18 protein-coding genes are annotated in these 23,491 nt (G+C 56.9%); 16 read left to right on the top strand and 2 right to left on the bottom strand.

The window, feature by feature from the left end:
* Positions 1 to 160: 160 nt before the first annotated feature.
* The 10 genes from H6973_12730 to H6973_12685 all read left to right on the top strand — a co-directional run bounded on the left by H6973_12730 (position 161) and on the right by H6973_12685 (position 12,855).
* Positions 161 to 436, top strand: coding sequence for an STAS domain-containing protein (locus H6973_12730; GenBank protein ID MCP5126454.1), 276 nt, complete (start codon positions 161 to 163; stop codon positions 434 to 436).
* Between the two features lie 107 nt (positions 437 to 543).
* On the top strand, positions 544 to 906 hold the full coding sequence (locus H6973_12725) for a response regulator (protein MCP5126453.1): 363 nt from the start codon (positions 544 to 546) through the stop codon (positions 904 to 906).
* Between the two features lie 6 nt (positions 907 to 912).
* Entirely contained in the window at positions 913 to 2,997 is a 2,085-nt protein-coding gene (locus H6973_12720; GenBank protein ID MCP5126452.1) for a chemotaxis protein CheA, read from the top strand.
* Positions 2,998 to 3,008: 11 nt separating this feature from the next.
* Positions 3,009 to 3,569, top strand: a complete 561-nt coding sequence (locus tag H6973_12715) for a purine-binding chemotaxis protein CheW (GenBank protein MCP5126451.1) — start codon at positions 3,009 to 3,011, stop codon at positions 3,567 to 3,569.
* A 154-nt stretch (positions 3,570 to 3,723) separates the two neighbouring features.
* A complete protein-coding gene (locus H6973_12710; GenBank protein ID MCP5126450.1) occupies positions 3,724 to 4,560 on the top strand; it encodes a protein-glutamate O-methyltransferase CheR in 837 nt (278 codons plus the stop codon).
* 22 nt (positions 4,561 to 4,582) lie between these two features.
* Positions 4,583 to 5,245: a chemoreceptor glutamine deamidase CheD gene (gene cheD, locus H6973_12705; protein MCP5126449.1), complete on the top strand. Its 663-nt coding sequence runs from the start codon at positions 4,583 to 4,585 to the stop codon at positions 5,243 to 5,245.
* A gap of 4 nt (positions 5,246 to 5,249) precedes the next feature.
* Positions 5,250 to 6,365: a chemotaxis response regulator protein-glutamate methylesterase gene (locus H6973_12700; protein ID MCP5126448.1), complete on the top strand. Its 1,116-nt coding sequence runs from the start codon at positions 5,250 to 5,252 to the stop codon at positions 6,363 to 6,365.
* A gap of 174 nt (positions 6,366 to 6,539) precedes the next feature.
* Complete coding sequence (locus H6973_12695; GenBank protein ID MCP5126447.1) at positions 6,540 to 7,586, top strand: hypothetical protein; 1,047 nt, start codon at positions 6,540 to 6,542, stop codon at positions 7,584 to 7,586.
* A gap of 156 nt (positions 7,587 to 7,742) precedes the next feature.
* On the top strand, positions 7,743 to 9,623 hold the full coding sequence (locus tag H6973_12690; protein MCP5126446.1) for a hypothetical protein: 1,881 nt from the start codon (positions 7,743 to 7,745) through the stop codon (positions 9,621 to 9,623).
* 160 nt (positions 9,624 to 9,783) lie between these two features.
* Positions 9,784 to 12,855: an EAL domain-containing protein gene (locus H6973_12685; protein ID MCP5126445.1), complete on the top strand. Its 3,072-nt coding sequence runs from the start codon at positions 9,784 to 9,786 to the stop codon at positions 12,853 to 12,855.
* Positions 12,856 to 12,911: 56 nt separating this feature from the next.
* Here the strand turns inward: H6973_12685 and H6973_12680 are convergent, their stop codons facing one another.
* A complete protein-coding gene (locus H6973_12680) occupies positions 12,912 to 13,850 on the bottom strand; it encodes a MerR family transcriptional regulator (protein MCP5126444.1) in 939 nt (312 codons plus the stop codon).
* A gap of 215 nt (positions 13,851 to 14,065) precedes the next feature.
* Complete coding sequence (locus H6973_12675) at positions 14,066 to 15,658, bottom strand: peptide chain release factor 3 (protein ID MCP5126443.1); 1,593 nt, start codon at positions 15,656 to 15,658, stop codon at positions 14,066 to 14,068.
* A gap of 126 nt (positions 15,659 to 15,784) precedes the next feature.
* On the opposite strand from H6973_12675, the gene H6973_12670 reads away from it, so the two are divergent.
* The 6 genes from H6973_12670 (at position 15,785) to H6973_12645 (ending at position 23,457) form a co-directional block, all read left to right on the top strand.
* Complete coding sequence (locus H6973_12670) at positions 15,785 to 17,767, top strand: acyl CoA:acetate/3-ketoacid CoA transferase (GenBank protein MCP5126442.1); 1,983 nt, start codon at positions 15,785 to 15,787, stop codon at positions 17,765 to 17,767.
* A gap of 134 nt (positions 17,768 to 17,901) precedes the next feature.
* Positions 17,902 to 19,026, top strand: coding sequence for a histidinol-phosphate transaminase (locus H6973_12665; protein MCP5126441.1), 1,125 nt, complete (start codon positions 17,902 to 17,904; stop codon positions 19,024 to 19,026).
* 19 nt (positions 19,027 to 19,045) lie between these two features.
* On the top strand, positions 19,046 to 19,906 hold the full coding sequence (locus tag H6973_12660; GenBank protein MCP5126440.1) for a prephenate dehydrogenase/arogenate dehydrogenase family protein: 861 nt from the start codon (positions 19,046 to 19,048) through the stop codon (positions 19,904 to 19,906).
* Positions 19,907 to 19,981: 75 nt separating this feature from the next.
* Positions 19,982 to 21,268 (top strand): DUF790 family protein, encoded by a 1,287-nt coding sequence (locus H6973_12655; GenBank protein MCP5126439.1) that lies wholly within the window; start codon positions 19,982 to 19,984, stop codon positions 21,266 to 21,268.
* A 69-nt stretch (positions 21,269 to 21,337) separates the two neighbouring features.
* Positions 21,338 to 21,727: a hypothetical protein gene (locus tag H6973_12650; protein MCP5126438.1), complete on the top strand. Its 390-nt coding sequence runs from the start codon at positions 21,338 to 21,340 to the stop codon at positions 21,725 to 21,727.
* A complete protein-coding gene (locus H6973_12645) occupies positions 21,724 to 23,457 on the top strand; it encodes an NAD-binding protein (protein ID MCP5126437.1) in 1,734 nt (577 codons plus the stop codon). The genes H6973_12650 and H6973_12645 overlap by 4 nt, the downstream gene beginning before the upstream one ends.
* Positions 23,458 to 23,491 lie beyond the last annotated feature (34 nt).

Here is a 23,491-nt window from a genome sequence, read left to right as displayed (position 1 = left end):
GTTCTACTGATCCGATGGGTAGGGCGGGTTAGCGTAGCGTAACCCGTCACAGTCGAAGTTGAGCAAACTGGCGGGTTACGGACTGGCGTCTTAACTCGCCTTACGCAGCTATAAAGCAATTAACAGCCCTGCGCCACAGAGAGAGAGTAAGGAATCCATCATGACAACCATTGAATGTCAGGCTGAATTGGATATCGCTGCTGCCAGCGCCTTGCATCAGCAATTGTTGAGCGCCTTGCAGGTAGGGGAGCCTCTTGAAATCGATGGTCAGGAAGTGCGCAAAGTTCACGCGGCAGTGCTACAGTTATTTTTGAGCCTGATGAATGAAGCTCAGTCACTGGGTTTGTCGGTGTGTTGGCGTAATCCTTCGCCCCCACTGGTGGAAAGCGCGCGGTTGCTGGGACTGGTTGATCAACTGAAACTCGGCGAGGTGTAGCAACTCGTTTGTGAGCAACAAATAAACAGGGCTATCGCCGGTAAGCCGGCTCCCGCAGTGATGAGTGGTTTTTCTGTATAGCTTCTAGGTCGACGGAGATTTTGCTAATGGCGACAATATTGATCGTAGACGATTCCGCATCCATGCGACAAATGGTGGAATTTACCCTCAAGGAAGCCGGCCATCAGGTGATGGTGGCTGAAGACGGTCAGGTAGCCCTGAACATTGCCCAGGGCGCTCCAGCCGACCTGGTGATCACCGACGTGAATATGCCTAACATGGATGGCATTACCCTGATCAAGGAATTGCGCGCGTTGCCCGCCTACAAATTTACCCCGATCCTGACGCTGACCACCGAATCCACTGCCGAGAAGAAAACCGAAGGCAAGGGCGCGGGCGCTACCGGTTGGATCGTCAAACCGTTTAATCCGGAAAAACTGCTGGCGACTGTTAACAAAGTACTGGGATAAGCGCCCATGGCCATTGATATCGGGCAGTTCGTCCAAACCTTCTTTGACGAGAGTCTCGAAGGACTGGATGTGATGGAGGCGGGCTTGCTGGCCCTGTCGCCCGGCGCGGCAGACCTGGAACAGATCAACACAATCTTCCGGGCTGCTCACTCGATCAAGGGGGGCAGCGGCACCTTCGGCTTTAGTGAAGTAACAGACTTCACCCACGCCATGGAAACTCTGCTCGACAAAATGCGCGAAGGTCGCCTGGATGTGACCGTCGAAGCCGTTAATACCCTGCTTGAATCCGTGGATTGCCTGCGGGAGATGCTGGTCTCGCTGCGCGAGCAGGTAGACATCGATAACGACCAGGTGGAGGAACTACGGATTCGCCTGCTGAAGTTGCTGGAGCAGAATGAAGCGCGTGAAACGGCAACGAATAGCGCAGCGAAGGCCAAACAATCGCCGCTGCCATCCTCGCCTTCCCCCTCTGCTCCTAAAATCGGCGACTGGCGGATCGAATTTGTCCCTCATACGCAGTTGATGCACAGCGGCAATGATCCGGTGCGCATTTTTCGTGAATTGTCGACGCTGGGCGCATTAACCGTTCGAGCCGATTGCAGTCGGCTGCCGCGCCTGGCGGAGATGAATCCCGAAGACTGTTATCTGTCCTGGCAGCTCGAATTACGCGGCGCTCAATCCCAGGAAGCCGTGGCGGAAGTATTTGCCTGGGTCGAGGACGAATGCGATTTGCGCATCGAACCGCTGACCGGGTCGGTTCCGCCTACCGCGCCTGAAGTCCAGGAATCTACCCGCACAGGTGCGCCTGAAGCTACTGCTAAAGCCCCCTCTGAAGAAGCCCAGCAAGGCGAGCTCGTACTCGAACGGCGCACCAGCGGCGACCGACGCAAAGGCGAACGCCGGGCCAGCGTCGCCGCCGCGGACAGCGGCTCCATTCGGGTCAGCATTGACAAGGTCGACGCCGTCATCAATCTGGTGGGCGAACTGGTCACAACGCAATCCATGCTAAGCGCGCTCGGCACGGATTTTGAGATGAGCCGCCTGGACAAATTGCACGAGGCCCTTGATCAACTGGATCGCAACACCCGGGATTTGCAAGAACATGTCATGCGCATCCGCATGTTGCCAGTCAGTTCCGTGTTCAGTCGCTTTCCGCGCATGGTGCATGACATCAGCGGCAAGCTGGGCAAGCAGGTCGAACTACTGATGAACGGCGAACAGACTGAAATTGACAAGACGGTCATCGAAAAGATTGGCGATCCGCTGGTTCATCTGGTGCGCAACAGCCTGGATCATGGTCTGGAACCCCCTGCGGAACGGCTGGAGCGCGGCAAGCCGGAAACCGGTAACATCATGCTCGACGCCTACCACAAAAGCGGTAGCATTTTCATTGAGATCGCCGATGATGGCCGGGGCCTGGATCGCGAGGCGCTGCTGCGCAAAGGATTGGAAAATGGTCTGCTGAAACCGGGCGAAGAGTACAGCGATGAGCAAATTTATGAGCTGATTTTTCATCCCGGTCTGTCCACCGCCAAACAAATCAGCGATGTATCCGGGCGCGGCGTTGGCATGGATGTAGTGCGTCGCAACATCCAGGATGTCGGCGGCAATATCCAGGTGGCCAGCGAAGCAGGACGCGGTACGAAGATCACCATCTGTCTGCCATTGACCCTGGCAATTCTTGACGGTCAGTTGGTCACGATCGGCCAGGATTGTTACATCATTCCCCTGCTGTCGATTATCGAATCGGTGCAGGCTCGCGCTGACATGGTCAACCGACTGGCTGGGAAGAATGAAGTGTTTCACTTTCGGGGCCAGCACCTGCCGATCCTGCGTTTGTACGAACTGTTCGGCGCGCAAGGCGCACAAACCGATCTCGAGAAGGGTCTGCTGGTCGTCGTGGAGGCTGATGGTCGACAGGTCGGGCTGTTCGTGGATGACCTGCTGGGTCAGCAACAGATATCCATTAAATCCCTGGAGAAGAATTTCCGCCGGGTACCTGGCGTCGCGGGCGCAACGATCCTGGGCGATGGTCGGGTGGGACTGATTCTCGATATTTCCGGTTTGATCCGGATCAATCATGTAATCTGATGAGGCGAATCATGGAAACGAGAACGACCGATTTGGCCCCTGCGGGGAAGCGCAGCTCTCAACGTGAAGCTGTCGTGGAAAACCTGCAATATCTGACCTTCAATTTGGCGGGCGAATCCTATGGCGTCGATATCCTGAAGGTTCAGGAAATTCGCGGCTGGGTGCCCGTCACCAAGGTGCCTAATGCGCCGGTCTTCGTGCGGGGGGTCATGAATTTGCGGGGCGCCATCGTCCCTGTAGTTGATTTGCGCCTGCGGTTCGGGCTGGAATCTGTGGAATACACCAAGACGACGGTGGTTATCGTGGTCACCGTGCATGCGGAACAGGGTGACCGGATCATCGGCATGGTAGTCGATGGGGTGTCGGATGTTTTGAACATTAATAATGCCGCTGACATCAAGGAAGCGCCGAACTTCGGCTCGGCGGTCAGCACCGAGTTTATCAATGGATTGGTCGCGCTGGATTCGGGCATGGTCATGTTGCTGGACGTTGATCGACTGTTGAGTGTTGAAGAAATGTTTTCTCTGGAAACGGTTCGGAGCAGTAGTTCCCAGGTGCTGGCCCATGCGTAGTCCCTGGGTAAGCGTTCACCTCCCCCCTTTGAAAAAGGGGGGCTGGGAGGGATTTCGCACGGGCGATAGGGCCAAAATCCCCCCTCACCCCCCTTTGCCAGAGGGGGGGACTGGACGGTTACGTCCCTGGCAGAGTTGCGGCGGGTAATCCGTCATGGCGGGCAGTGAATTTGAATTTTCCGATCAGGATTTTCAGCGCATTCGACGCATTATTAACCAGGTAGCAGGTATCTCGTTGGCGGACGGCAAGCGCGAACTGGTGTATAGCCGGCTGTCGCGGCGGTTGCGCCAACGGGGTTTTCGGCGTTTCGCGGACTATTGCGATTATCTGGAACCCGGCGACGATGAAGACGAACTCCGTGAATTCGTCAATGCCCTGACGACGAACCTGACCTCCTTCTTCCGGGAGCCGCATCACTTCGAATTTCTTGCGAATGAACTGTTACCCGCGCTAATGCGCTCACGGGGTTTGAACAACCGGCGCATCCGCATCTGGTCCGCCGGTTGTTCAACCGGGGAAGAACCCTATTCCATCGCGATTGTGCTGCGCGAAGTGCTGCCCAACGTTGGCTGGGATGCCAAAATTCTGGCGACCGACCTGGATTCCAATGTGCTGGCCACTGCCGAACGCGGTATCTATGAGTGGAGCCGCGTCAAAGATCTCAGCGAATCGCGTTTGCGGCGTTGGTTCCAGAAAGGACGAAATGCTCAGGCGGGTTGGGTGCGGGTCGCGCCGGCACTGCGCGATCTGATTACTTTCCGGCAGTTAAATCTGATGAATGATTGGCCGATGCGTGGTCCTTTTGACCTGATTTTCTGTCGTAATGTCGTGATTTATTTCGATAAAGCAACACAGGCAGTCCTCTTCGAGCGCTACGCTGATATCCTGGTTGAGCGTGGTCATCTGTTTGTTGGCCACTCTGAATCGCTGTTCAAGGTCACCGAGCGTTTCGTTCCGCTGGGCAAGACCATTTATCAGCGCTGTCTTTAAAATAAATATAGAGATTAATAGCATGGCGCCAGCTTTAAAAAGTCCTTCCCGTCCAGTGAAACACCTTCGTTTGCCGGAATTCCAGCACATGAAAAGTTACTGGGATCCGATTCAGAGCGTCGAAGTTGTCCGTATTCTGGCGGGGGAATGTTATGTCACGCATTGCCACGAGATGATTACCACGGTGCTGGGTTCCTGTGTATCCGCCTGCGTCCGCGACGCCGCAACCGGGATTGGCGGCATGAACCATTTCATGCTGCCAGCAGAAAAAGCCGAGCGAAACAATAAAACTGCAACGCATGGCCTGGATGCTGACGCGGCCTATGGCAGTTATGCAATGGAGCGCCTGATTAATAGCATTTTGAAATATGGCGGGCGACGCGAGAACCTGGAGGTCAAAATTTTCGGCGGCGGACGGATCATGGGCGGCATGGCCGATGTGGGGCAGCAAAACATCCGCTTTGTGCGCGCCTATTTGCGTACCGAGGGTTTGAAGATTGCCGCCGAGGATGTCGGCGGCGACTACCCGCGCCGCATGGCGTATTTTCCGGCGACCGGCAAGGTGCTGCTCAAAAAATTGCGCAACGTTCGCAATGAAACCATTGTTCAACAGGAAAGCGCCTATCTTGCCGATCTGCGCCGGGAAGCGACCGAAGGCGGCGAGGTCGAACTGTTCGGAGACTAAGCGTATGCCGGGCAATAAAATTAAAGTATTAATCGTTGACGACTCGGCCTTGGTGCGTCAAATTCTGACGGAGATTCTCAGCCGCGACCCAGGTATCGAAGTCGTGGGTTCTGCGACAGATCCCTATGCAGCCCGCGAGAAAATCAAAAAACTCAATCCTGATGTGCTGACTCTGGATGTGGAAATGCCGCGCATGGATGGCTTGACGTTTCTGAGCAACCTCATGCGGCTGCGACCCATGCCGGTGGTCATGGTATCATCGTTGACCGAGAACGGCGCGGCGGTCACCCTCCAGGCGTTGGAGCTGGGCGCGGTTGATTTCGTCACTAAACCCAAGGTGGATGTCGCGCATGCGCTGGATGATTATGCCTTGGAGATTCGCGAGAAAGTGCGCATGGCGACGCGGGCCAAGGTTCAGGAGCGGCGGTCGGCTCCGGTGGAACCTGCGGCGGCGGCGGGCCGACTTGCAGCGGTGCCTGAAAAATACTCCGCTGATGTAATTATGCAACGGGACAGTCAAAAGCGGCGGACTTTCAAAACGACCGACTGCATTATTGCCATCGGCGCCTCAACGGGCGGTACCGAAGCTATCAAGGAAGTCTTAATTCGTTTACCGCAGCAATGTCCGGGAGTCGTTATTACCCAGCACATTCCGGAAGCCTTCAGCGGGCCGTTTGCCCGACGCATGGATTCGGTTTCGGCGCTATCGGTTTGCGAGGCGCAGGATGGCCAGCAGGTGATGCCGGGCCATGCCTACATCGCGCCGGGCGATCGGCATTTGGTCCTGTTCCGCGACGGCGCTCGCTATGTCTGCCGACTGAATGATGGCCCGCCGGTCAATCGCCACCGGCCGAGCGTCGATGTCTTGTTCCGATCCGTCGCTACCCATGCGAGCCTGAACGCCATCGGGGTGATTTTGACCGGCATGGGTGATGACGGAGCGCAAGGTTTGAAGGAAATGCATGAAGCGGGAGCACCGACCATCGCTCAGGATGAGCAAACCAGCGTGGTCTGGGGAATGCCCGGTCAAGCAGTGAAACTGGGCGGGGTTGATAAAATCATGCCTCTGGAAGCCATCCCGGCCCAGATCATGCGGTTGGTGGAAGAACATAGCCGGTGACCGGCGAGTAGCGAACAGTAACAGGACTTTCGCTTTCACACTACATGTATGGTTGTTCTTTCCAGGAAATCCACCATATACGGTGGTATAGAGCCATCCGAGCGAAAGTCCTGAGTAAGTAGTGAATGGTGAATAGTGCTAATAGATCATGCGACCGATAAAGGAAAGCGCCCAGTGAGTGGAATGCCTGCAAACACGGATGAATCCCTGCTTCAGGTCGTTACCGATATCCTATTGTCTGTTCAGGAAATTCTGGCGACGAAGGATACCAAGGTGCATGACGACATTCATCGAGGCAAGACGCTGATTAACGATGCGGTCGTTAAGTTGGGTAATAGCTTTAATAGTCTGAACACCCAAACCCATGCCCAGCAACAAGTCGTTGCTTCACTGATTCAAGAGGTCTCCGAAGAGGGCGCTGGATCGCAGCATAGCGATCGGGCCAGCGTTCGGGAAATTGCCGATGGCATGTCGACTATTTTACAAAGTTTCATGGACATGCTCGCTCAGGTGAGCGCCCAGAGCAGTGGGGTGATCGCTAAAATGGAGGCGATGACCGATGTGGTCAATCAGACATTTTCCCTGTTAAGTAACGTCGAGATGATCACCAAGCAAACCAATTTGTTGTCCCTTAACGCTTTTATCGAAGCGGCCCGTTCGGGCGAGGCCGGGCGGGGTTTTCAGGTCGTTGCCACCGAGATGCGTAATCTGTCGCAAAATTCGGCGAAATTGAACGAACAGATTCGGGTTCAGGTCGAAAAATCCAAGAAAATCGTTCATGAAACCCGGGAAGTGGTTAACGAAATGGCCGCGCGCGACACGGATTCTCTCAATGAGGCCCGGGATAGTTCCGATATGCTGTTTGCCAAGCTGGCGGTGATGAATGAGCATATCTCCCAGAATCTAAGTCAGGTTTCCGAGATTACTCAAGGCATTGATCGCAGCGTGGGATTAGCGGTGCAGTCTCTGCAATTCGAGGATATCGTAGGCCAGTTGTTGACGCACGCTGAACGCGAGCTGGGCGAACAGGAAAAAACTTTAATGGAATTGCGCGAACGTCTGGCAAGTTTCACTAAAACCGCGCAAGGCGGCGGGGATCTTCAGGCGGCGCTCTTTAAGCTTCATGATCATTTGCAGTCAATCCGACAGTCCGCAGTCTTCCAGAAAAGCAAATCGGTTTTGCAGGAATCCATGGACGAAGGAGACGTAGAGTTGTTTTGAGTTGTAACCGTTCGCTCCCCTCCCCACTTGCGGGAGAGGGGTTGGGGAAGAAAACTGGAAATTCTTCCTAACCCTCCCTTGGCAGGGGACAGGGAACTGAACGCTTATTTTGAGTTAAATCGCGCCATTCGCCACTTGCCACAGGATGGAGGAATTATGCATGGTTTTGGGCCTCGGGCGCTGACCCCAGGCGATGGCCGGGATTGGTTGATTCAAGCCTGGCAATTGATGTGGCGGCGACCGGGGTTATTCGTGGCTATTGCGCTGCTTGCCCCATCGGGCAGCGCCCTGCTGTTGGCGTTGCCGGTTTGGGAATGGTGGTTGCCCCTGTTGGGGGGCTGGGTGACGTTGATCGCCACCGTACTTTGTTATGGTTTGCCGCTTAGTCTAACGGTAACGCTGGCTTGTGGAATAGCTCGTGCGGCCAACCGCAAGCAGGCGCCAGCCCCCAAACAATTGTTTAATTGGACGGCGGCCAAAGCGTTGACGCGAACCAGCCTGTTTTTGTTTGCCCTGTTGTTGCAAGGCTATCTAGTGGTCTATTGGGTGCAGGATCAACTCTTGCCCGTCGATCTGGCTGCCGCTGGCGATCCAGTGTCTGTTGTTCCACCGCCCGCCGCCTTCGGGGTTGCCAGCACTTTATTAGGGACGCAACTGAGCGTTCTGGGAAGCGTACTACTGGTTTTACAAATATTGTTGGCCATTTTTGTGGTTCCCTTGCAGTTATTCCGCGAGCTGCCGCTTTCGGTATGTTGGCGGCGTAGCGTTCTGGCCATGCAACTTAATCCCTGGCTGTTTCCGGCGCTGGGTTTGAGTGGTCTAGCGCTGGCGACTTTGCCATTCTTCGAGTTGTTTGCTATCCCTGCGCAGGTGTTGGCGCTGCCGCTGCCCGTTTATCTGGGCATTCTCCTGTATGTGGCCTGGAACGATGTGTTTCAGGGCGGCGCCGAAGAGGACGAAATCCTGGAGATTCAGGATCAGTGGCGGGCCAGCGTCAGCAGCGGCTCCCTGTCGAGGTCTATCCGTGTGAAGAAATCATCGAGAACGATAGGGCGGTCGGCGGCCGGAGCGCTGACGGCAGCGCTGGCCTGGCTTCTGTCGACTTCGGCAATAGCCGCAGAATTCAAAGTACTCGTCGTAATGAGCTATGAGGAAGATAACCCCTGGGTCCAGGAGATCCGCGAAGGGATTGAAGGGGTGCTCTCCCCCTCAAGCGAGATTCGTTATTTCTACATGAATACGAAAGCCGATCGCGCCAACGGACCAAAGCGCGCAGAAGAAGCCTATGCCTTGTTCCAACAGTTCCAACCCGATGGCGTGATCGCGGCTGATGACGACGCCCAGGCGATGTTCGTAGCGCCCTTCCTTAAGGACAAGAGCGATAAACCGGTCATGTTCAACGGCGTTAACGCCGAACTGGAAAAGTACGGATTTCCGTCGCGCAACGTCTCCGGCGTGCTGGAGCGCGCCCATGTCCAGGAATCCCTGTCCTTCATCAAGCAGTTGTTGCCTTCCATTCAGAACATTTGCTTCCTGACCAACAATGTTCCGTCGGGCCAAGCGCTGCGCGCCCAGGTCATGCGCGAAAAGGACAGCTATCCAGTGACGCTCTCCGACTTCTACCTGGTTTCCACGACGCGTGAACTCGCTGCACTGAAAAAGCCGCTGAATGCGTCATGCGATGCCCTGTTCATCGACAGCCTCGAGGGCATCACGGATCAAAGCGGCAAATCGCTCACCAATCTGGAAATCAGCAAATTACTGAAGGACATTTACCGCGGTCCGATGTTGGCGGGCAACCGCTATCAGGTTGAACAGGGCGCCTTGGCGGCTGTCGTTAAGACCGGACAAGAGCAAGGCGAGAAATCGGCGGAAATGCTGCTTCAAGCCATGCGCGGCAAATCGGTGGCGGCCATTCCCATCATGAAAAACGTACAGGGGCAGCGTATCATTAACGTAACGGAACTGGAGCGTAGAGGGGTTGTCCTGAAACCGATGGCGCTGAGAGGAGCGACGCTGGTGCGCGAGCAACCGTAAGCAGTGGAAGCGAATCATGCCACCTTGGCCAAAAGGCATTGCAAGCAAGCTGTATGTCCTGGTGACGCTCAATGCCCTGGCAATAGGCATAACCGTCATCCTGACCATTGGTTCCTTCAATCAACTCGAAGATCTGGCGGCGCAGATTTCCTCGGTCCAGATGCAGCAGGTCATTGACAATGCCGCCATTGGACGCGATCTGACCGCTACGCTTTCCGAGATTGATCTGGCGAATCGAACATGCCGGGACACGACGGCATTCGGCGCGGCACGCGCTCACATCGGCCACTCACTGGACGCACTGATCAAGAAACTCCCGGATCAGGAGCTAATTGAGTTAATGCGCGCTCTGCGGCGGGAAACCCAACATCTGTTCGATGTATGTGGAGAGATTGGCGACGTCCTGACCGAAATAGCAGAAACCGACCGTCGCCTGCTGACCGCATTCGAGGAATTGGAGAGCTTGACAGGGCGGGCGCTGATCGACCAAACGCTGGCTGGCAAGTCGGTTAGTCATCTCGACCAGATCATTGCGCTAGTCTCGGGCTATCGTGAAACCGCATTGCATATCGGCAAGCAAATCGCCATACAAAGTGGCGACAACCGATCGGCGGATGACGCCGAAGTTGCCGTACTCCCCGCTATCGACAATCTCGTTCTGCGCATCCAGGGTTTTACCCCAGCGTCACCTGAAATGGCGCGCATTGCCAAATATGTCGGTGCGCTCACTCAGGCCTACCGTGAGCAGGTGATTCGACTGAACGCAAAGCTAGGGGACTACGACGCAATACTTGCGCACAATCATGACGCCCGGGAGACGGTGCTTGCACAGATGAAGCGTCTGGATACCGGCGTAGCGAGTCATGCCACTATGCTAAACGACCAAATCCGACAGGCGGTGCGCGACACTCGATATGGCGTCCTCGTGTTTGCAGCGCTGATCGTGTTCGTATCTGTCATCTATGCCTTGCGTGTAGTCCGCCGTAACATCCGCACGCCACTCCAACGGGTTCTTGATCAAGTTGTGGCGATCAATCCAGGGAAACCGAGGAAACGGATTCTTGCATCCGAGCGCTCGGAACGCAACGAGTGGAAAACGATTCAGGCTGCACTCACAGAAATGACGCTGGAACTTGCGGAATCGACCTACCTGTTGCAGAAAGTGATTGATACGTTGCCGATCCGTGTGTTCTGGAAGGACCGCAACCTCAACTATCTCGGATGCAATCCCGCCTTCGCTCAGGACGCCGGTAAGCAAGCGCCGTCTGAACTGATCGGTCGCGACGACTTTGCTATGGGCTGGACGCCACAGGCCGATCGCTATCGCGCCGACGACCAGCAAGTGATGGACTCAGGTCAGCCCCGTCTGGACTATGAGGAACCTCAAACTACGCCCGACAACAGGACCATCTGGCTGCGCACCTCCAAGGTGCCGCTGCGCGACGCTGAAGGAAACGTGTTCGGAGTACTCGGCATCTACGACGACATCACCCAGCGCAAAGAGGCTGAAGCTGAGCTGGAACAGGCCGCCAGCGTGTTTCAGCACGCCAACGAAGGCATCACGATCACCGACGCGGACGGCGTCATCCTTGATGTCAATACGGCGTTCACCCGCATCACCGGCTACAGCCGGAAAGAGGCGCTGGGCCAAAATCCCCGCATCCTGAAGTCCGGACGGCAAGACGCGGCGTTTTATGCCGAGATGTGGCAGACTCTGCACAGCCAGGGACGTTGGGCCGGTGAAATCTGGAACCGTCGCAAGAACGGCGAAGTCTATGCCGAGCTGTTGACCATCAGCGCCGTGCGCGACTCCAATGGCTGTGTGCAACGTTATGTTGGGCTGTTCTCGGACATCAGTGTGCAAAAGGAACACCAACAGCAGCTTGAGCACATCGCCCACTATGATGTCCTCACCGGCTTGCCCAACCGTGTCCTGCTGGCCGACCGTTTGCAGCAGGCCCTGGCGCAAACCCTGCGCCGAGGTACGCAACTTGCCGTGGTCTACTTCGACCTGGACGGCTTCAAGATCATCAACGATCGCCATGGCCATGATGCCGGCGACCGCCTGCTAATGACGCTAGCCGACCGGATGAAACACGCCCTGCGCGAAGGCGATACCCTGGCCCGCCTGGGAGGGGACGAGTTCGTCGCGATATTGGTCGATCTGCCGGACGTCGACGCTAGCTTGCCCTGGCTAAACCGGCTGCTGCGGGCCATCGCCGAACCCGTGCACGACGAAGTGGGGCCGTTGCAGGTCTCCGCCAGCCTGGGGATCAGCTTCTATCCGCAAGCGGAACCCGTCGATGCCGATCAGCTGCTACGCCAAGCTGACCAGGCTATGTACCAAGCCAAGCTCGCCGGTAAAAACCGCTACTACCTGTTCGACGCAGCGCATGATCGCGGCTTGCGTGGTCGCCACGCAAGCATCGAACGCTTCCGGAAGGCCCTGGTCAACGGGGAGTTCGTGCTGCATTACCAGCCCAAGGTTAACATGCGCCGAGGCAACGTGATCGGTGTCGAGGCGCTGATCCGCTGGCAACACCCCGAGCGAGGGCTGCTGTCACCCGGCGGCTTTTTGCCGACACTCGAAAACCACCCTTTGATGATCGAGTTGGGTGACTGGGTGATCGAGACCGCGCTTGCCCAAGTGACGGCTTGGCGCGGGGCGGGAGCAGCGTTGCCGGTGAGCGTCAATGTCACCGCCATGCAACTGGATCAAGCCGATTTCATCGACAAACTACACGCTGCCCTGGACCGCCACCCGGATATGCAACCTGGCGATCTGGAGCTAGAGGTACTCGAAACCAGCGCGCTGGAGGATATTACCAAGGTATCCCAGATCCTTCGCGCTGCGCAGGCGCTGGGAATCCGGTTCGCGCTCGATGATTTCGGGACCGGCTATTCCTCGCTGACCTACCTCAAACGCCTGCCGGTTGAGACCCTCAAGATTGATCAGAGCTTTGTGCGCGGCATGCTGGATGACCCCGACGACCTAACGATTCTGGCCGGCGTCATCAGTCTGGCCGGCGCTTTCCAGCGTGAGGTGATCGCCGAGGGCGTGGAAACCGCAGCCCATGGTGAACTGCTACTGCAATTGGGCTGCGAACTAGGCCAAGGCTATGCGATTGCCCGTCCCATGCCGGCAGCGCAAATTTTTGAGTGGATGACACAGTGGCAACCCCACACCTCCTGGATCACCGCCGTGAGGATCGACCCGAATAATGTGGATTAATAGTGATAAGCGATGATTCTAAAAAATCAATCTTCATTATAAACAACGCATTCATCCTAGCGAGGGGTCAGGATTGCGTCAATCTGGCGCAAAGCAAGACCGAAATCTTCAGTTAAAGGTATGGCTCCCGCACCGGCGAGCATCCCAGCGCAACCATCAGCGATTCGTCCGCCAACAAACACCGGGACCGTCACCTTCTGGCAAAGTCTGAGCAGATCTTCCTCAATAATGCCCAGGGCGGTCTCATCCGATCCCGATAAAACAACCGCATGGACGCCAGCACGTTCGACGACCGGTGGTAACTCTGTCAACGGCGTGTTCGGTCCCAATAAGACCAGAGAGTAGTCCTGATCCAGCGCCGCCAACGCGAAAAGGAGCAAGCCGACTTCGTGTTGCTCGCCCGGCAGGCAAGCGCCCAACAATTTCGGCCCCTTGTGGTTACAACCGCGATGATGGAAGCGGGCGCCCAGTTTGTTGCGCAGAAACATGCTGAAAAAATGTTCCTCGGCAACGCTGCCCAATCCCTCTGCCCAGCGTTCGCCCAATTCTCGCAGCAACGGTATGATTAATCGGTGGGTAACCATGTCGACCGGATAGAGCGACAAAACTTCACTGTGGGTGTCATTTAAAACTCCATCATCGAAGGCCGCGACCGCTTGTAGCAAGCGATGACGGTAGCCTTGCCAGAAATCCGGATTTTCCTCGGCATGAATCTCTGGCGTTGCATCAGACTGGGCTTGAGGATTATCGAGCACTTGCCGCACCTGCCCAATGGACATGCCGTTATTCAGCAGCGAAACTACTTGATGGATCAGGTCCACATCGGCCATCGTGTAGAGGCGATGACCTTTGGGCGTGCGCACCGGTTTGATGAGATCGTAGCGACGCTCCCAGGCGCGCAGAGTGACCGAGTTCACGCCAGTCAAGCCGGAAACCGTGCGGATGGGCACCAAGCCCTGGTCAGGCAAGCTGCAATGATTGAGATTGTTATGCATTGGAGATGGATCTCTTCGATACCGGGGTTCAGCCGGAATGGAATATTTTGTACAAATAGTGTACAAAATACCCTAATTATTCATAATTTCTCGCTTATATTTAGACTAATATTATACAAACTTTAAGCTGAATACTACTCTCGAAGGGTCAAAATGTTGCGTCTTCCTCTCCGGTTATTGATGTGAGTAATGCTATCGCGACTAGCGTTGCGGTTTCAGCGCAAGCCATGCTCGCGGGTGGCGGCGAAACGAACTTCTGGCCAGCGTTCCTGGGTCAGCTGTAAATTGACCCGACTGGGGGCGATATAGACCAGTTCGCCATGATGGTCCAGCGCTAGGTTATCGCGCAGCTTGTGCTGGAAATCCTCAAAACGCTTGACGTCGGGACAACGGACCCAGCGGGCGGTAGCGACATTGACATTCTCGAATCCGCATTCGACCCCGTATTCACTGCGGAGCCGAAAAGCAGCGACGTCGAATTGCAACACGCCCACTGCCCCCAGGATGAGATCGTTGCTATTGAGTGGGCGAAATAATTGGGTAGCGCCTTCCTCGCACAACTGTTCCAGACCCTTCTGTAACGCCTTCATTTTCAGCGGATCGCGCAGTCGGGCGCGGCGGAACAGTTCCGGGGCGAAGTCCGGGATACCGGTAAATTGCAAGTCCTCGCCCTGGGTGAACGTATCGCCAATACGAATGGTGCCGTGGTTGTGCAAGCCAATAATGTCGCCAGGAAAAGCGTCTTCGGCATGTTCGCGCTCGGCGGCCATAAAGGTCAGCGCATCGGCGATTTTTACCTCCCGGCCCAGCCGAACATGGCGCACTTTCATCGCAGGCTGATAGGTTCCGGAACAAATGCGTAGGAAGGCGATGCGGTCGCGGTGCTGAGGGTCCATATTCGCCTGGATTTTGAACACAAACCCGGTGAAAGCCTCTTCTCCTGGTTCGACTTCACGGCTGGCGGCGGCGCAGGAGCGGGGCGGTGGGGCATGTTCGATGAACCCATCCAGCATCTCCTGCACGCCGAAGTTGGTCAGCGCGGAACCAAAAAATACCGGGGTCAGGCGTCCCGCGCGGTATTCAGCGAAATCGAAGGCATGACTGGCCCCGCGCACTAGTTCGACTTCATCGCGCAGGGCTTGCGCCCGGTCCGAACCCAGCGCCTGATTGACCTCCGGGCTGCTTAATCCCTGGAGAATGCGCCCGGTATTGATCCGCCCATCGCGGGAGGGATCGTAGAGATGAATAAAATCCTGCTCAAAGTGATAGACGCCCTTTAACTCCCGCCCCATGCCAATCGGCCAGGTCACTGGAGCGCAGCGGATTTTCAGAATCTCTTCAACCTCATCCAATAACTCAATGGGTTCGCGGCCATCACGGTCGAGTTTATTGATGAAGGTAAAAATCGGCGTGTCGCGCAGTCGGCAGACTTCCATCAGTTTGATCGTGCGTTCCTCGACGCCCCGGGCGCAGTCGATCACCATCAGCGCCGAATCGACGGCGGTCAGGGTGCGGTAGGTGTCCTCGGAAAAATCCTCGTGACCGGGGGTATCGAGCAGGTTGATGATGCGGTCGCGATAGGGGAACTGCATCACCGATGAAGTGACCGAAATGCCGCGTTGCTGCTCCAGGGCCATCCAGTCGCTGGTCGCGTGACGCGCCGCCTTGCGGCCCTTGACCGTTCCGGCCAATTGGATGGCGCCACCAAACAGCAGCAGTTTTTCCGTCAGGGTCGTCTTGCCAGCGTCAGGGTGGGAAATAATGGCAAAGGTGCGGCGCCGTTGCAGTTCTTGGAGCAGAGTGGTCATGGTGAAAAGCCGGATGGGGTCTTATTGGAAAAGAAAGTAATTTTACCTGAATTCAGCAACGCGGCGGGCTTATCATAACGATTTCGGCTCCCAACCCTGACGAGGAACATCATCATGTAGCATCCTCTGCTTGCCTCACTGCAAATTGCCGAGCGCGGCAAGGTCGTCAGCGCGCGCGAGGCGGTGACCCTGATTCGCCCTGGCGATACCCTGGCCACCAGCGGTTTTGTCGGCACCGGCTTTGCCGAGGACATCGCCTGCGCGGTCGAGGACCTGTTCCTGGCGCCAGATGCCGGTCCGGATGCGCCGGTGCTGGATAAACCACGCGATTTGACGCTGGTTTACGCCGCCGGTCAGGGCGATGGGAAAACCCGGGGCCTGAATCATTTCGGTCACGAAGGGCTGGTGAGGCGCATCATCGGCGGCCACTGGGGCCTCGTACCAAAACTGCAAGTGCTGGCGGTGGCCAATAAAATTGAAGCCTGGAACCTGCCGCAGGGGGTCATCACCCATCTGTTCCGCGATATTGCCGCCGGAAAACCGGGGACGCTGACTCGGGTTGGGCTGGGCACCTTTGTCGATCCGCGCCTGGGCGGCGGCAAACTCAACGCGCGCACCCAGGACGATATCGTCAGATTGATGATAATCGACGACGAGGAATACCTATTTTACAAAGCTTTTCCGATTAATGTGGGCATCATTCGCGCCACCACCGCTGACATTGATGGCAACTTGACCATGGAAAAGGAAGCGCTGACCTTGGAATCGTTGGCGATTGCAACCGCGGCGCACAATTCTGGCGGCATCGTTATCGCCCAGGTCGAACGGGTCGCCGAGCGCGGTTTTCTGCGACCTAAGGATGTGCGCGTGCCGGGTATTCTGGTGGATTGCATCGTCGTTTCCCCGCCGGAACATCACTGGCAGACCTTTGCTACGCCCTACAATCCCGCTTTCTCCGGTGAAATTAAAGCGCCGCTGGCCTCGATTCCTGCCATGCCGATGAGCGAGCGCAAGATTATCGCCCGCCGCGCGGCGCTGGAACTGACCATGAATGCGATCGTTAATCTCGGCATTGGGATGCCGGAAGGGGTGGCCAACATCGCCGCCGAGGAGAAGATTATCGACCTGCTGACTCTGACCGCCGAGCCGGGCGTGGTCGGCGGCATTCCTGCCGGCGGGCTGGATTTCGGGGCCGCCACCAATGTGCAGGCGATTATTGATCAACCGAACCAGTTTGATTTTTATGATGGCGGCGGTCTGGATATCGCCGTATTGGGTTTAGCGCAGGTTGATCGGCAGGGCAATCTCAATGTCTCGAAATTCGGTCCACGCATTGCCGGTGCGGGTGGTTTCATCAACATTAGCCAGAATGCCCGTAAAGTGGTGTTCGCTGGAACATTCACCGCCGACAAGTTGGACATGGCTGTGGAAAACAGCCAATTGCGCATACGCCACGAGGGGGAAACCACGAAGTTCGTGGAAACGGTTGAACAGCGCACGTTCAGCGGTGAAGTCGCCAGCCAGCGCCAGCAACCGGTGTTGTATGTCACGGAGCGAGCGGTATTCCGGCTGACCGCAGAGGGACCGGAGTTGATCGAGATCGCCCCGGGCCTTGATCTGGAGCGGGACGTGTTGGCGAAAATGGCGTTTCGACCGGCCATCAGTCCGCAACTTAAGACCATGGATGCCTGCATCTTCAACGACGGACCGATGGGTTTGCGCGAGTTGCTGGTCGCGCGGCCACTGGATCAACGTCTGTCTTATGACCCGGCCAAGAATCTGTTCTTCCTGAATTTCGAGGGTCTGGCCGTGCGTAGCCATGAAGATATCGCCCGAATTCGTGCGGCTATCACCAGCCGTTTGGAACCGCTCGGCAAACCGGTGTTCGGCATTGTCAACTACGACAATTTCTCAATCACCCCGGAGTTAATGCAGGACTATATGAATATGGTGCGCGATGTCGTGCAGCGCTACTACCTGGGCGTGACCCGCTACACCACCAACACTTTCCTGCGCGCCCAACTCGGGGATGCCCTCCGGCGACACAATCTTAAGCCCGATCTCTACGCCACCGCTGCCGAGGCGGCAGCGCGGCTTGATCCCTCGTAAGCACTCTCATGGTCTCCTCTTTTGCAAGGCGGAGGTTTTTAAGGAAGATAAAGCGATTCCTTGCACAAGCTTCAGGATTTTCTGCTAGGGTTTACCGTCATGTCTCCCCTTTTGCAGAGGAATCCCGACCCATCATGACCTGCGATTTCCATGTCCTTGCCGCGCCCGGCGTTCGCAACCTTCAACCCTATCAACCCGGCAAGCCGGAAAGCGAATTACGCCGGGAGTATGGTCTTAGCGACATCGTCAAATTGGCCTCCAACGAAAATCCGCTGGGTCCCAGTCCTCGTGCGGTAACCGCCATTCACGATGCGTTGGGCAACTTGGCGCGTTATCCCGATGGTAACGGCCTTGAACTCAAGGCTGCCCTGTCCGCCAAGCTCGGGCTATCGATGGCCATGTTGACCCTGGGCAACGGCTCCAACGATGTGCTGGAACTGATTGCCCGCGCTTTTCTGACGGCGGAACATGAAGCGGTCTTTTCCGAACACGCCTTCGCGGTCTATCCCCTAGTCACCCAGGCCATTGGTGCTACTGCTCGGGTCGCCAAAGCCTATTTACCGAATCACGCCATGCCCTGCGGTCACGATCCAGCAGCCCTGCTCGCTCTGGTCAATGAGCGTACTCGGGTCGTGTTTATCGCCAATCCCAACAATCCCACCGGTACATGGCTCACTACAGCGGAGTTGCAGGGGTTACTAGAGGCGATACCTCCAGCGGTGATCGTTGTCGTGGATGAGGCTTATTTTGAATATGTCGAGCCGGAAACCGATTGTCCCAACGCCCTGCGCTGGCTGGACCGTTTCCCGAATCTTGTTGTAACCCGCACCTTTTCCAAAGCCTATGGATTGGCGGGACTGCGGGTCGGCTATGCTGTTTCTCATCCGGCAATCGCTGATTTGCTGAACCGGGTGCGCCAACCTTTTAATGTCAACAGCCTGGCGCTGGTCGCCGCAGCGGCGGCGCTAGAGGATGTCAGTCACCTGGAGCAGGGGCGTGCGGTCAACCGCGCCGGGATGCGGCAAGTGCAGGGCGCCTGTCGGCAATGGGGTTTGAACTGGCTACCGTCAGCAGGCAATTTTCTGTGCGTGGATATGGGTCGCTCAGGGCGCGAGGTATTTGTAGAACTCCTGAAACGAGGCGTGATTGTCCGTCCTGTCGATAACTATGGACTTCCTCAGCACCTGCGAATCAGCATCGGCAGCGCGGCGGAAAACGCCCGATTGATTGCGGCCATGCAGGACGTGTTGCGGGGTTGACATGAAGACAGCGCAACCCCTGATTCAACGCCTATGCCTCATCGGCGTTGGGCTAATCGGCGGCTCGCTGGCCCGGGCGTTGCGGGACGTTGGCGAAGTGGGCGAGGTCATTGGCTGTGGGCGTGGCGAGGACAATCTGCGGGCCGCCGTGCGTCTGGGGGTCATTGACCGTTATGTGACCGATCCCGCCCAGGCGGTCTCAGGCGCAGATGTAGTCGTTATCGCGGCGCCGCTGAGCGCGATTGAACCCGTGCTACGCATGATCGTTCCCTGCCTTTCCGCCGATACCGTAGTAACCGATGTAGGCAGCGCCAAGGGCAGCGTGTTGGCGGATGTGGAACGGGTTTACGGCGCGATTCCACCGCATTTTGTACCCGGCCATCCGATTGCCGGCACGGAGCAAAGCGGCGTCGAAGCCTCGTTCGCCACCCTGTTCCAGGGTCGGCGGGTGATTTTGACTCCGCTGGCGGAGACCTCGTCCGCTGCCCATCGTCTCATCCAGCGCATGTGGGAGTTGACCGGCGCAGAAGTGATCGACATGGGGGTGCGTCATCACGATGCCGTGTTAGCCGCCACCAGTCATCTTCCGCATATACTGGCTTACACGCTGGTCGACACCCTGGCGCGGCTGGATGACCGGGCGGAGATTTTCCGCTATGCCGCTGGCGGATTCCGTGATTTCAGCCGCATTGCTTCCAGTGATCCAAAAATGTGGCATGATATTTGTTTCGCCAATCGCGAACAGTTATTGGAGATGATTGCGTTGTTCAGCGCCGATCTGGAGCGGCTGGCTACTGCGATCCGCAACGAAGACCACGCCGCTCTTCTCGCCACCTTCCAGCGAGCCAAACGCGCCCGGGACAACCTGTACCTTGAGTAATGAGTCACTGAAACGCCAGATATGGAGTAAGTCGAGTGCGCGAATGAATCCATTATTTTGGCGAGATTCCTGAGAATGTTGCCCACCCCTCTCCTTTTCTCCTACAAGCGCGGCGCTCAACTTTATCCCCGCTTCCTGCGTTCTGATCAACATCCTTGGGCGGAACAGGTACTGACTGTGATCGCCGAACATCAACACCGCCCACGCGGCGAGTTGCAGGCTGCGTTGCGGGCGCTGGAAGGCGACTCGCCTGATTACCGCATCGTGCGCGGTTTCGCCCACTTGGCGCTCAACGCCGCCGAATTCACTCTGGCCACGGGCGAGTTGGAACCGGAAACCTTGCGGCGTGAAGTGTTCACATTAGCCGCTGAACAGGGCAGTTATGGCGAGTCCCAGGCGCAACAGGTTCTGGAAGCCGTTGCGCCGCGCTACCAGCTGGAAGCAGAGACCCTGCGTGAAGCATTGTATGCCGATTTGCCAGAGAATCACCGGTTGACTGCATTGCCGGACTTCACTCCAGAACGGTTGATCGACCGCTATAACCTGGCGCAAGCGCAGGGCTTGCTGTATTCAGCGCTCTATTTGCGCCTCATTGCCCACCGCAATGTTCCTGGTGAATACCGCCGGTTGTTCCAGCATCTCAAATTCCACGGACTGATGTACGCGGTCGAGGGCAACCTGGACGATGGTTACCAAATCTATGTGGACGGCCCCGCCAGCCTGTTCAAGCAGACCCGTAAATATGGTTTGCAAATGGCGGTGTTCCTGCCGGCGTTGCTGCGGGTTAGCCGCTGGCAAATGGAGGCGGTCTTGCAACGGGATGGCCAGGAACTGAGTTACCAGCTGGATTCGCAATCGCCGCTCAAACCGCTGACTGCCCCACCGCCCACCTACGACAGTCTGCTGGAAGAGAGTTTCGCCCGTCGCTGGGAGAAGCTGGGTACGCCGTGGACCCTGGAGCGGGAAGTGGAAATCGTGGATTTAAAAGGGACGGTGTTTGTGCCAGACTTTGCCTTGCGTCATGTCGACGGTCGCGTAATTCACATTGAGATCATGGGCTTTTGGCACCCGGACTATCTGCGCCGCAAGCTGGATAAATTGCGCCGGGCCGCCATGCCGAATCTGATCGTCGCTGTCTCGGAGCGGCTGAACGCTGGTGCCGATGATTTCCGCGATATCCCCGGCCCGGTGATCTTTTTCAAAGGCAAGCTCGAACCGCGTCAGGTGCTGGCGGTGCTGGGATCGTTGTCCACTTGTAAGAATTCATCTCCCCCCTTTGAAGAAGGGGGGCCGGGGGGGATTCCGCATGGGCAACGAGGCCAAAATCCCCCCTCACCCCCCTTTGCCAAAGGGGGGGATTGAACGGTCACGTCCGCCTGAGCGCTTTCCCCGCTAAAATTAGCCCACTCTACTTTCCCAGCAACCCTCCTTATGAACCTTGAAAAAGTCATCTTCGGTTTCTTTATCGTCCTCGCCGCCACTTTGAACTTTGGTTTCTTCATCGGCGATCTGGACAATCCGATTCACCACGACGTTTATGAACTGTTCGCGGCGATCGTGGTGAACTTGATCGCTACCGTGCTGAAATTCGGCGACCGCACCCACATCGGCGCAATTCATCTTTCCACCAGCCTGGTGGCCGATCTGCAATTGATTGCGGCGGCGCTGGTCTGGGGCTATGGCGCGCATGTCGCCAGCGCCGGCGCCGGCATTACCCCCGAGATGACCGCCAAGGTCGTTTCCCTGTCCGGCGGCGCGCTGTTCGCCAACGTCGTGTCGATGGTCATTCTGATCGCCGAAACCATCATGCAGAAACGATGAACCCCGAAAGCTACGAAAGCACGTTCTTTCTGGCGCTGCGGCGGATGCGCGCGCCGCTGATCACGCTGATCGTGATTTACGCGGTTTCGATCCTGGGTCTAACGCTGATTCCCGGTCTGGATGCTGAGGGCAACCCCAGCCAAATGGACTTTCTGCACGCTTTCTATTTCATCAGCTATACCGCGACCACCATCGGTTTCGGCGAAATTCCCAACGCCTTTTCCGAAGCGCAACGGATGTGGGTCACGCTGTGCATTTATCTGTCGGTCATTGGCTGGGCCTACTCGATTGGCGCGTTGCTGGCCTTGTTGCAGGATCAGAATTTCCGCAATGCAGTGCGTTTGCAACGCTTTGGCCGGGCCGTGCGGAATATGCGGGAACCGTTTTACCTGGTCTGCGGCTATGGCGAAACCGGGCAGTTGCTCTGCCGCGCGCTGGATCAACTCGGGGTGCGGGCGATTGTCATCGAAGTCAGCGAGAGCCGGGTCAGTCAACTGGATTTGCACGGTCATACTGCAGACATCCCGGCGCTGGCGGCTGACGCCAGTCAACCGGAAATCCTCAAACTGGCGGGTCTGACGCACCGCTGCTGCCAGGGCGTGATCGCGTTGACGAATGACGATAGCGCCAACTTGGCCATCGCCATCGCCGCCCGATTGCTGGCGTCTCAATTGACGGTTCTGTGCCGGGTCGAAACGCTGGAAACCGCCGCCAACATGGCGTCCTTTGGCACCCAGCACATTATTAATCCCTTCGATAAATTTGGCCGTTATCTGGCGCTGGCGCTGCACGCGCCCGCAGCTTATCACCTGCTGGAATGGCTGACGGCAGTTCCGGGCACAAAAGTAGAGCCGCACCGCGATCCGCCGCGCGGCCATTGGGTGCTGTGTGGCTATGGCCGGTTTGGCAAGGTGTTGGTGTCGGCGCTGGAACAGGAAAATATTCCGATCACGATCATTGACCATGACCCGCCGCTGGAGTCCGATCACCGGCACTGGGTGCGCGGCGATGGCAGCAGCGTACCGGCCTTGTTGGAAGCGGGCATTCAACAAGCTGTTGGCATCGTGGCCTCGACGAACGATGATGTGAACAATCTGTCCATTGTGGTCACTGCCCGAAAGCTGAATGCCCGGTTATTCGTGGTGCTGCGCCAGAACTTGCAGGCGCATCAAGCGCTGTTCGACGCCTTCGAGTCGGATTTTACCGTGGTGCCGAGCCAGATTATCGCCCGCGAGTGTCTGGCGATTCTCACAACGCCGCTGCTGGCCCCGTTTTTATGGCAGATCAAGCAGCGGGGCGAATCCTGGGCTAGCACCCTGCTGGACCAGTTGACCGGGCGTTTTGGCTGGGAAGCGCCCACGGTGTGGAGCGTGTGCATTGATGCTCCACAAGCGCCAGCATTACTGAAATGGTTGAAATTATCCCAGGCGCCGACGCCATTGGGCGATTTGCTGCGCAATCCGCGTGACCGCGCTCAGGAACTCGAATGCCGGGCGCTCTATCTGGTGCGTGAGGATGACGCAATGGTGATGTTGCCGCATCGGCATACCTCGGTTCAGGCCGGCGATCAATTATTGTTCGTGGGTTGCCGCGAGGCGCGCGGCGATCTGGAATTGACGTTAAATAACGAGAACACGCTGGAATATGTGCTGTGCGGACGGGAGATTCCCGGCGGCTGGGTCTGGGAGCAGCTCGCCCGGCTCCACGCCCGCTGGCCCGGTTCGGGTTAAAAGGCTCGTAAACGTTCACCTCCCCCTTTGGAAA

The sequence above is a fragment of the Gammaproteobacteria bacterium genome (genome assembly GCA_024235095.1).
In the GTDB taxonomy this organism is placed as follows: domain Bacteria; phylum Pseudomonadota; class Gammaproteobacteria; order Competibacterales; family Competibacteraceae; genus UBA2383.
Note: the sequence above shows the minus strand (reverse complement) of the source record. Positions and strands in the feature narration are given on the sequence as shown.

What these genes read in the sequence shown, in the direction of transcription:
- cheD (MCP5126449.1), top strand. Translation starts at nt 4,583, where the DNA reads ATGGCGCCAGCTTTAAAAAGTCCTTCCCGTCCAGTGAAACACCTTCGT.
- H6973_12720 (MCP5126452.1), top strand. Translation starts at nt 913, where the DNA reads ATGGCCATTGATATCGGGCAGTTCGTCCAAACCTTCTTTGACGAGAGT.
- H6973_12680 (MCP5126444.1), bottom strand. Translation starts at nt 13,850, where the DNA reads ATGCATAACAATCTCAATCATTGCAGCTTGCCTGACCAGGGCTTGGTG.
- H6973_12675 (MCP5126443.1), bottom strand. Translation starts at nt 15,658, where the DNA reads ATGACCACTCTGCTCCAAGAACTGCAACGGCGCCGCACCTTTGCCATT.
- H6973_12730 (MCP5126454.1), top strand. Translation starts at nt 161, where the DNA reads ATGACAACCATTGAATGTCAGGCTGAATTGGATATCGCTGCTGCCAGC.
- H6973_12650 (MCP5126438.1), top strand. Translation starts at nt 21,338, where the DNA reads ATGAACCTTGAAAAAGTCATCTTCGGTTTCTTTATCGTCCTCGCCGCC.
- H6973_12725 (MCP5126453.1), top strand. Translation starts at nt 544, where the DNA reads ATGGCGACAATATTGATCGTAGACGATTCCGCATCCATGCGACAAATG.
- H6973_12685 (MCP5126445.1), top strand. Translation starts at nt 9,784, where the DNA reads ATGCAGCAGGTCATTGACAATGCCGCCATTGGACGCGATCTGACCGCT.
- H6973_12645 (MCP5126437.1), top strand. Translation starts at nt 21,724, where the DNA reads ATGAACCCCGAAAGCTACGAAAGCACGTTCTTTCTGGCGCTGCGGCGG.
- H6973_12665 (MCP5126441.1), top strand. Translation starts at nt 17,902, where the DNA reads ATGACCTGCGATTTCCATGTCCTTGCCGCGCCCGGCGTTCGCAACCTT.
- H6973_12655 (MCP5126439.1), top strand. Translation starts at nt 19,982, where the DNA reads ATGTTGCCCACCCCTCTCCTTTTCTCCTACAAGCGCGGCGCTCAACTT.
- H6973_12700 (MCP5126448.1), top strand. Translation starts at nt 5,250, where the DNA reads ATGCCGGGCAATAAAATTAAAGTATTAATCGTTGACGACTCGGCCTTG.
- H6973_12710 (MCP5126450.1), top strand. Translation starts at nt 3,724, where the DNA reads ATGGCGGGCAGTGAATTTGAATTTTCCGATCAGGATTTTCAGCGCATT.
- H6973_12715 (MCP5126451.1), top strand. Translation starts at nt 3,009, where the DNA reads ATGGAAACGAGAACGACCGATTTGGCCCCTGCGGGGAAGCGCAGCTCT.
- H6973_12690 (MCP5126446.1), top strand. Translation starts at nt 7,743, where the DNA reads ATGCATGGTTTTGGGCCTCGGGCGCTGACCCCAGGCGATGGCCGGGAT.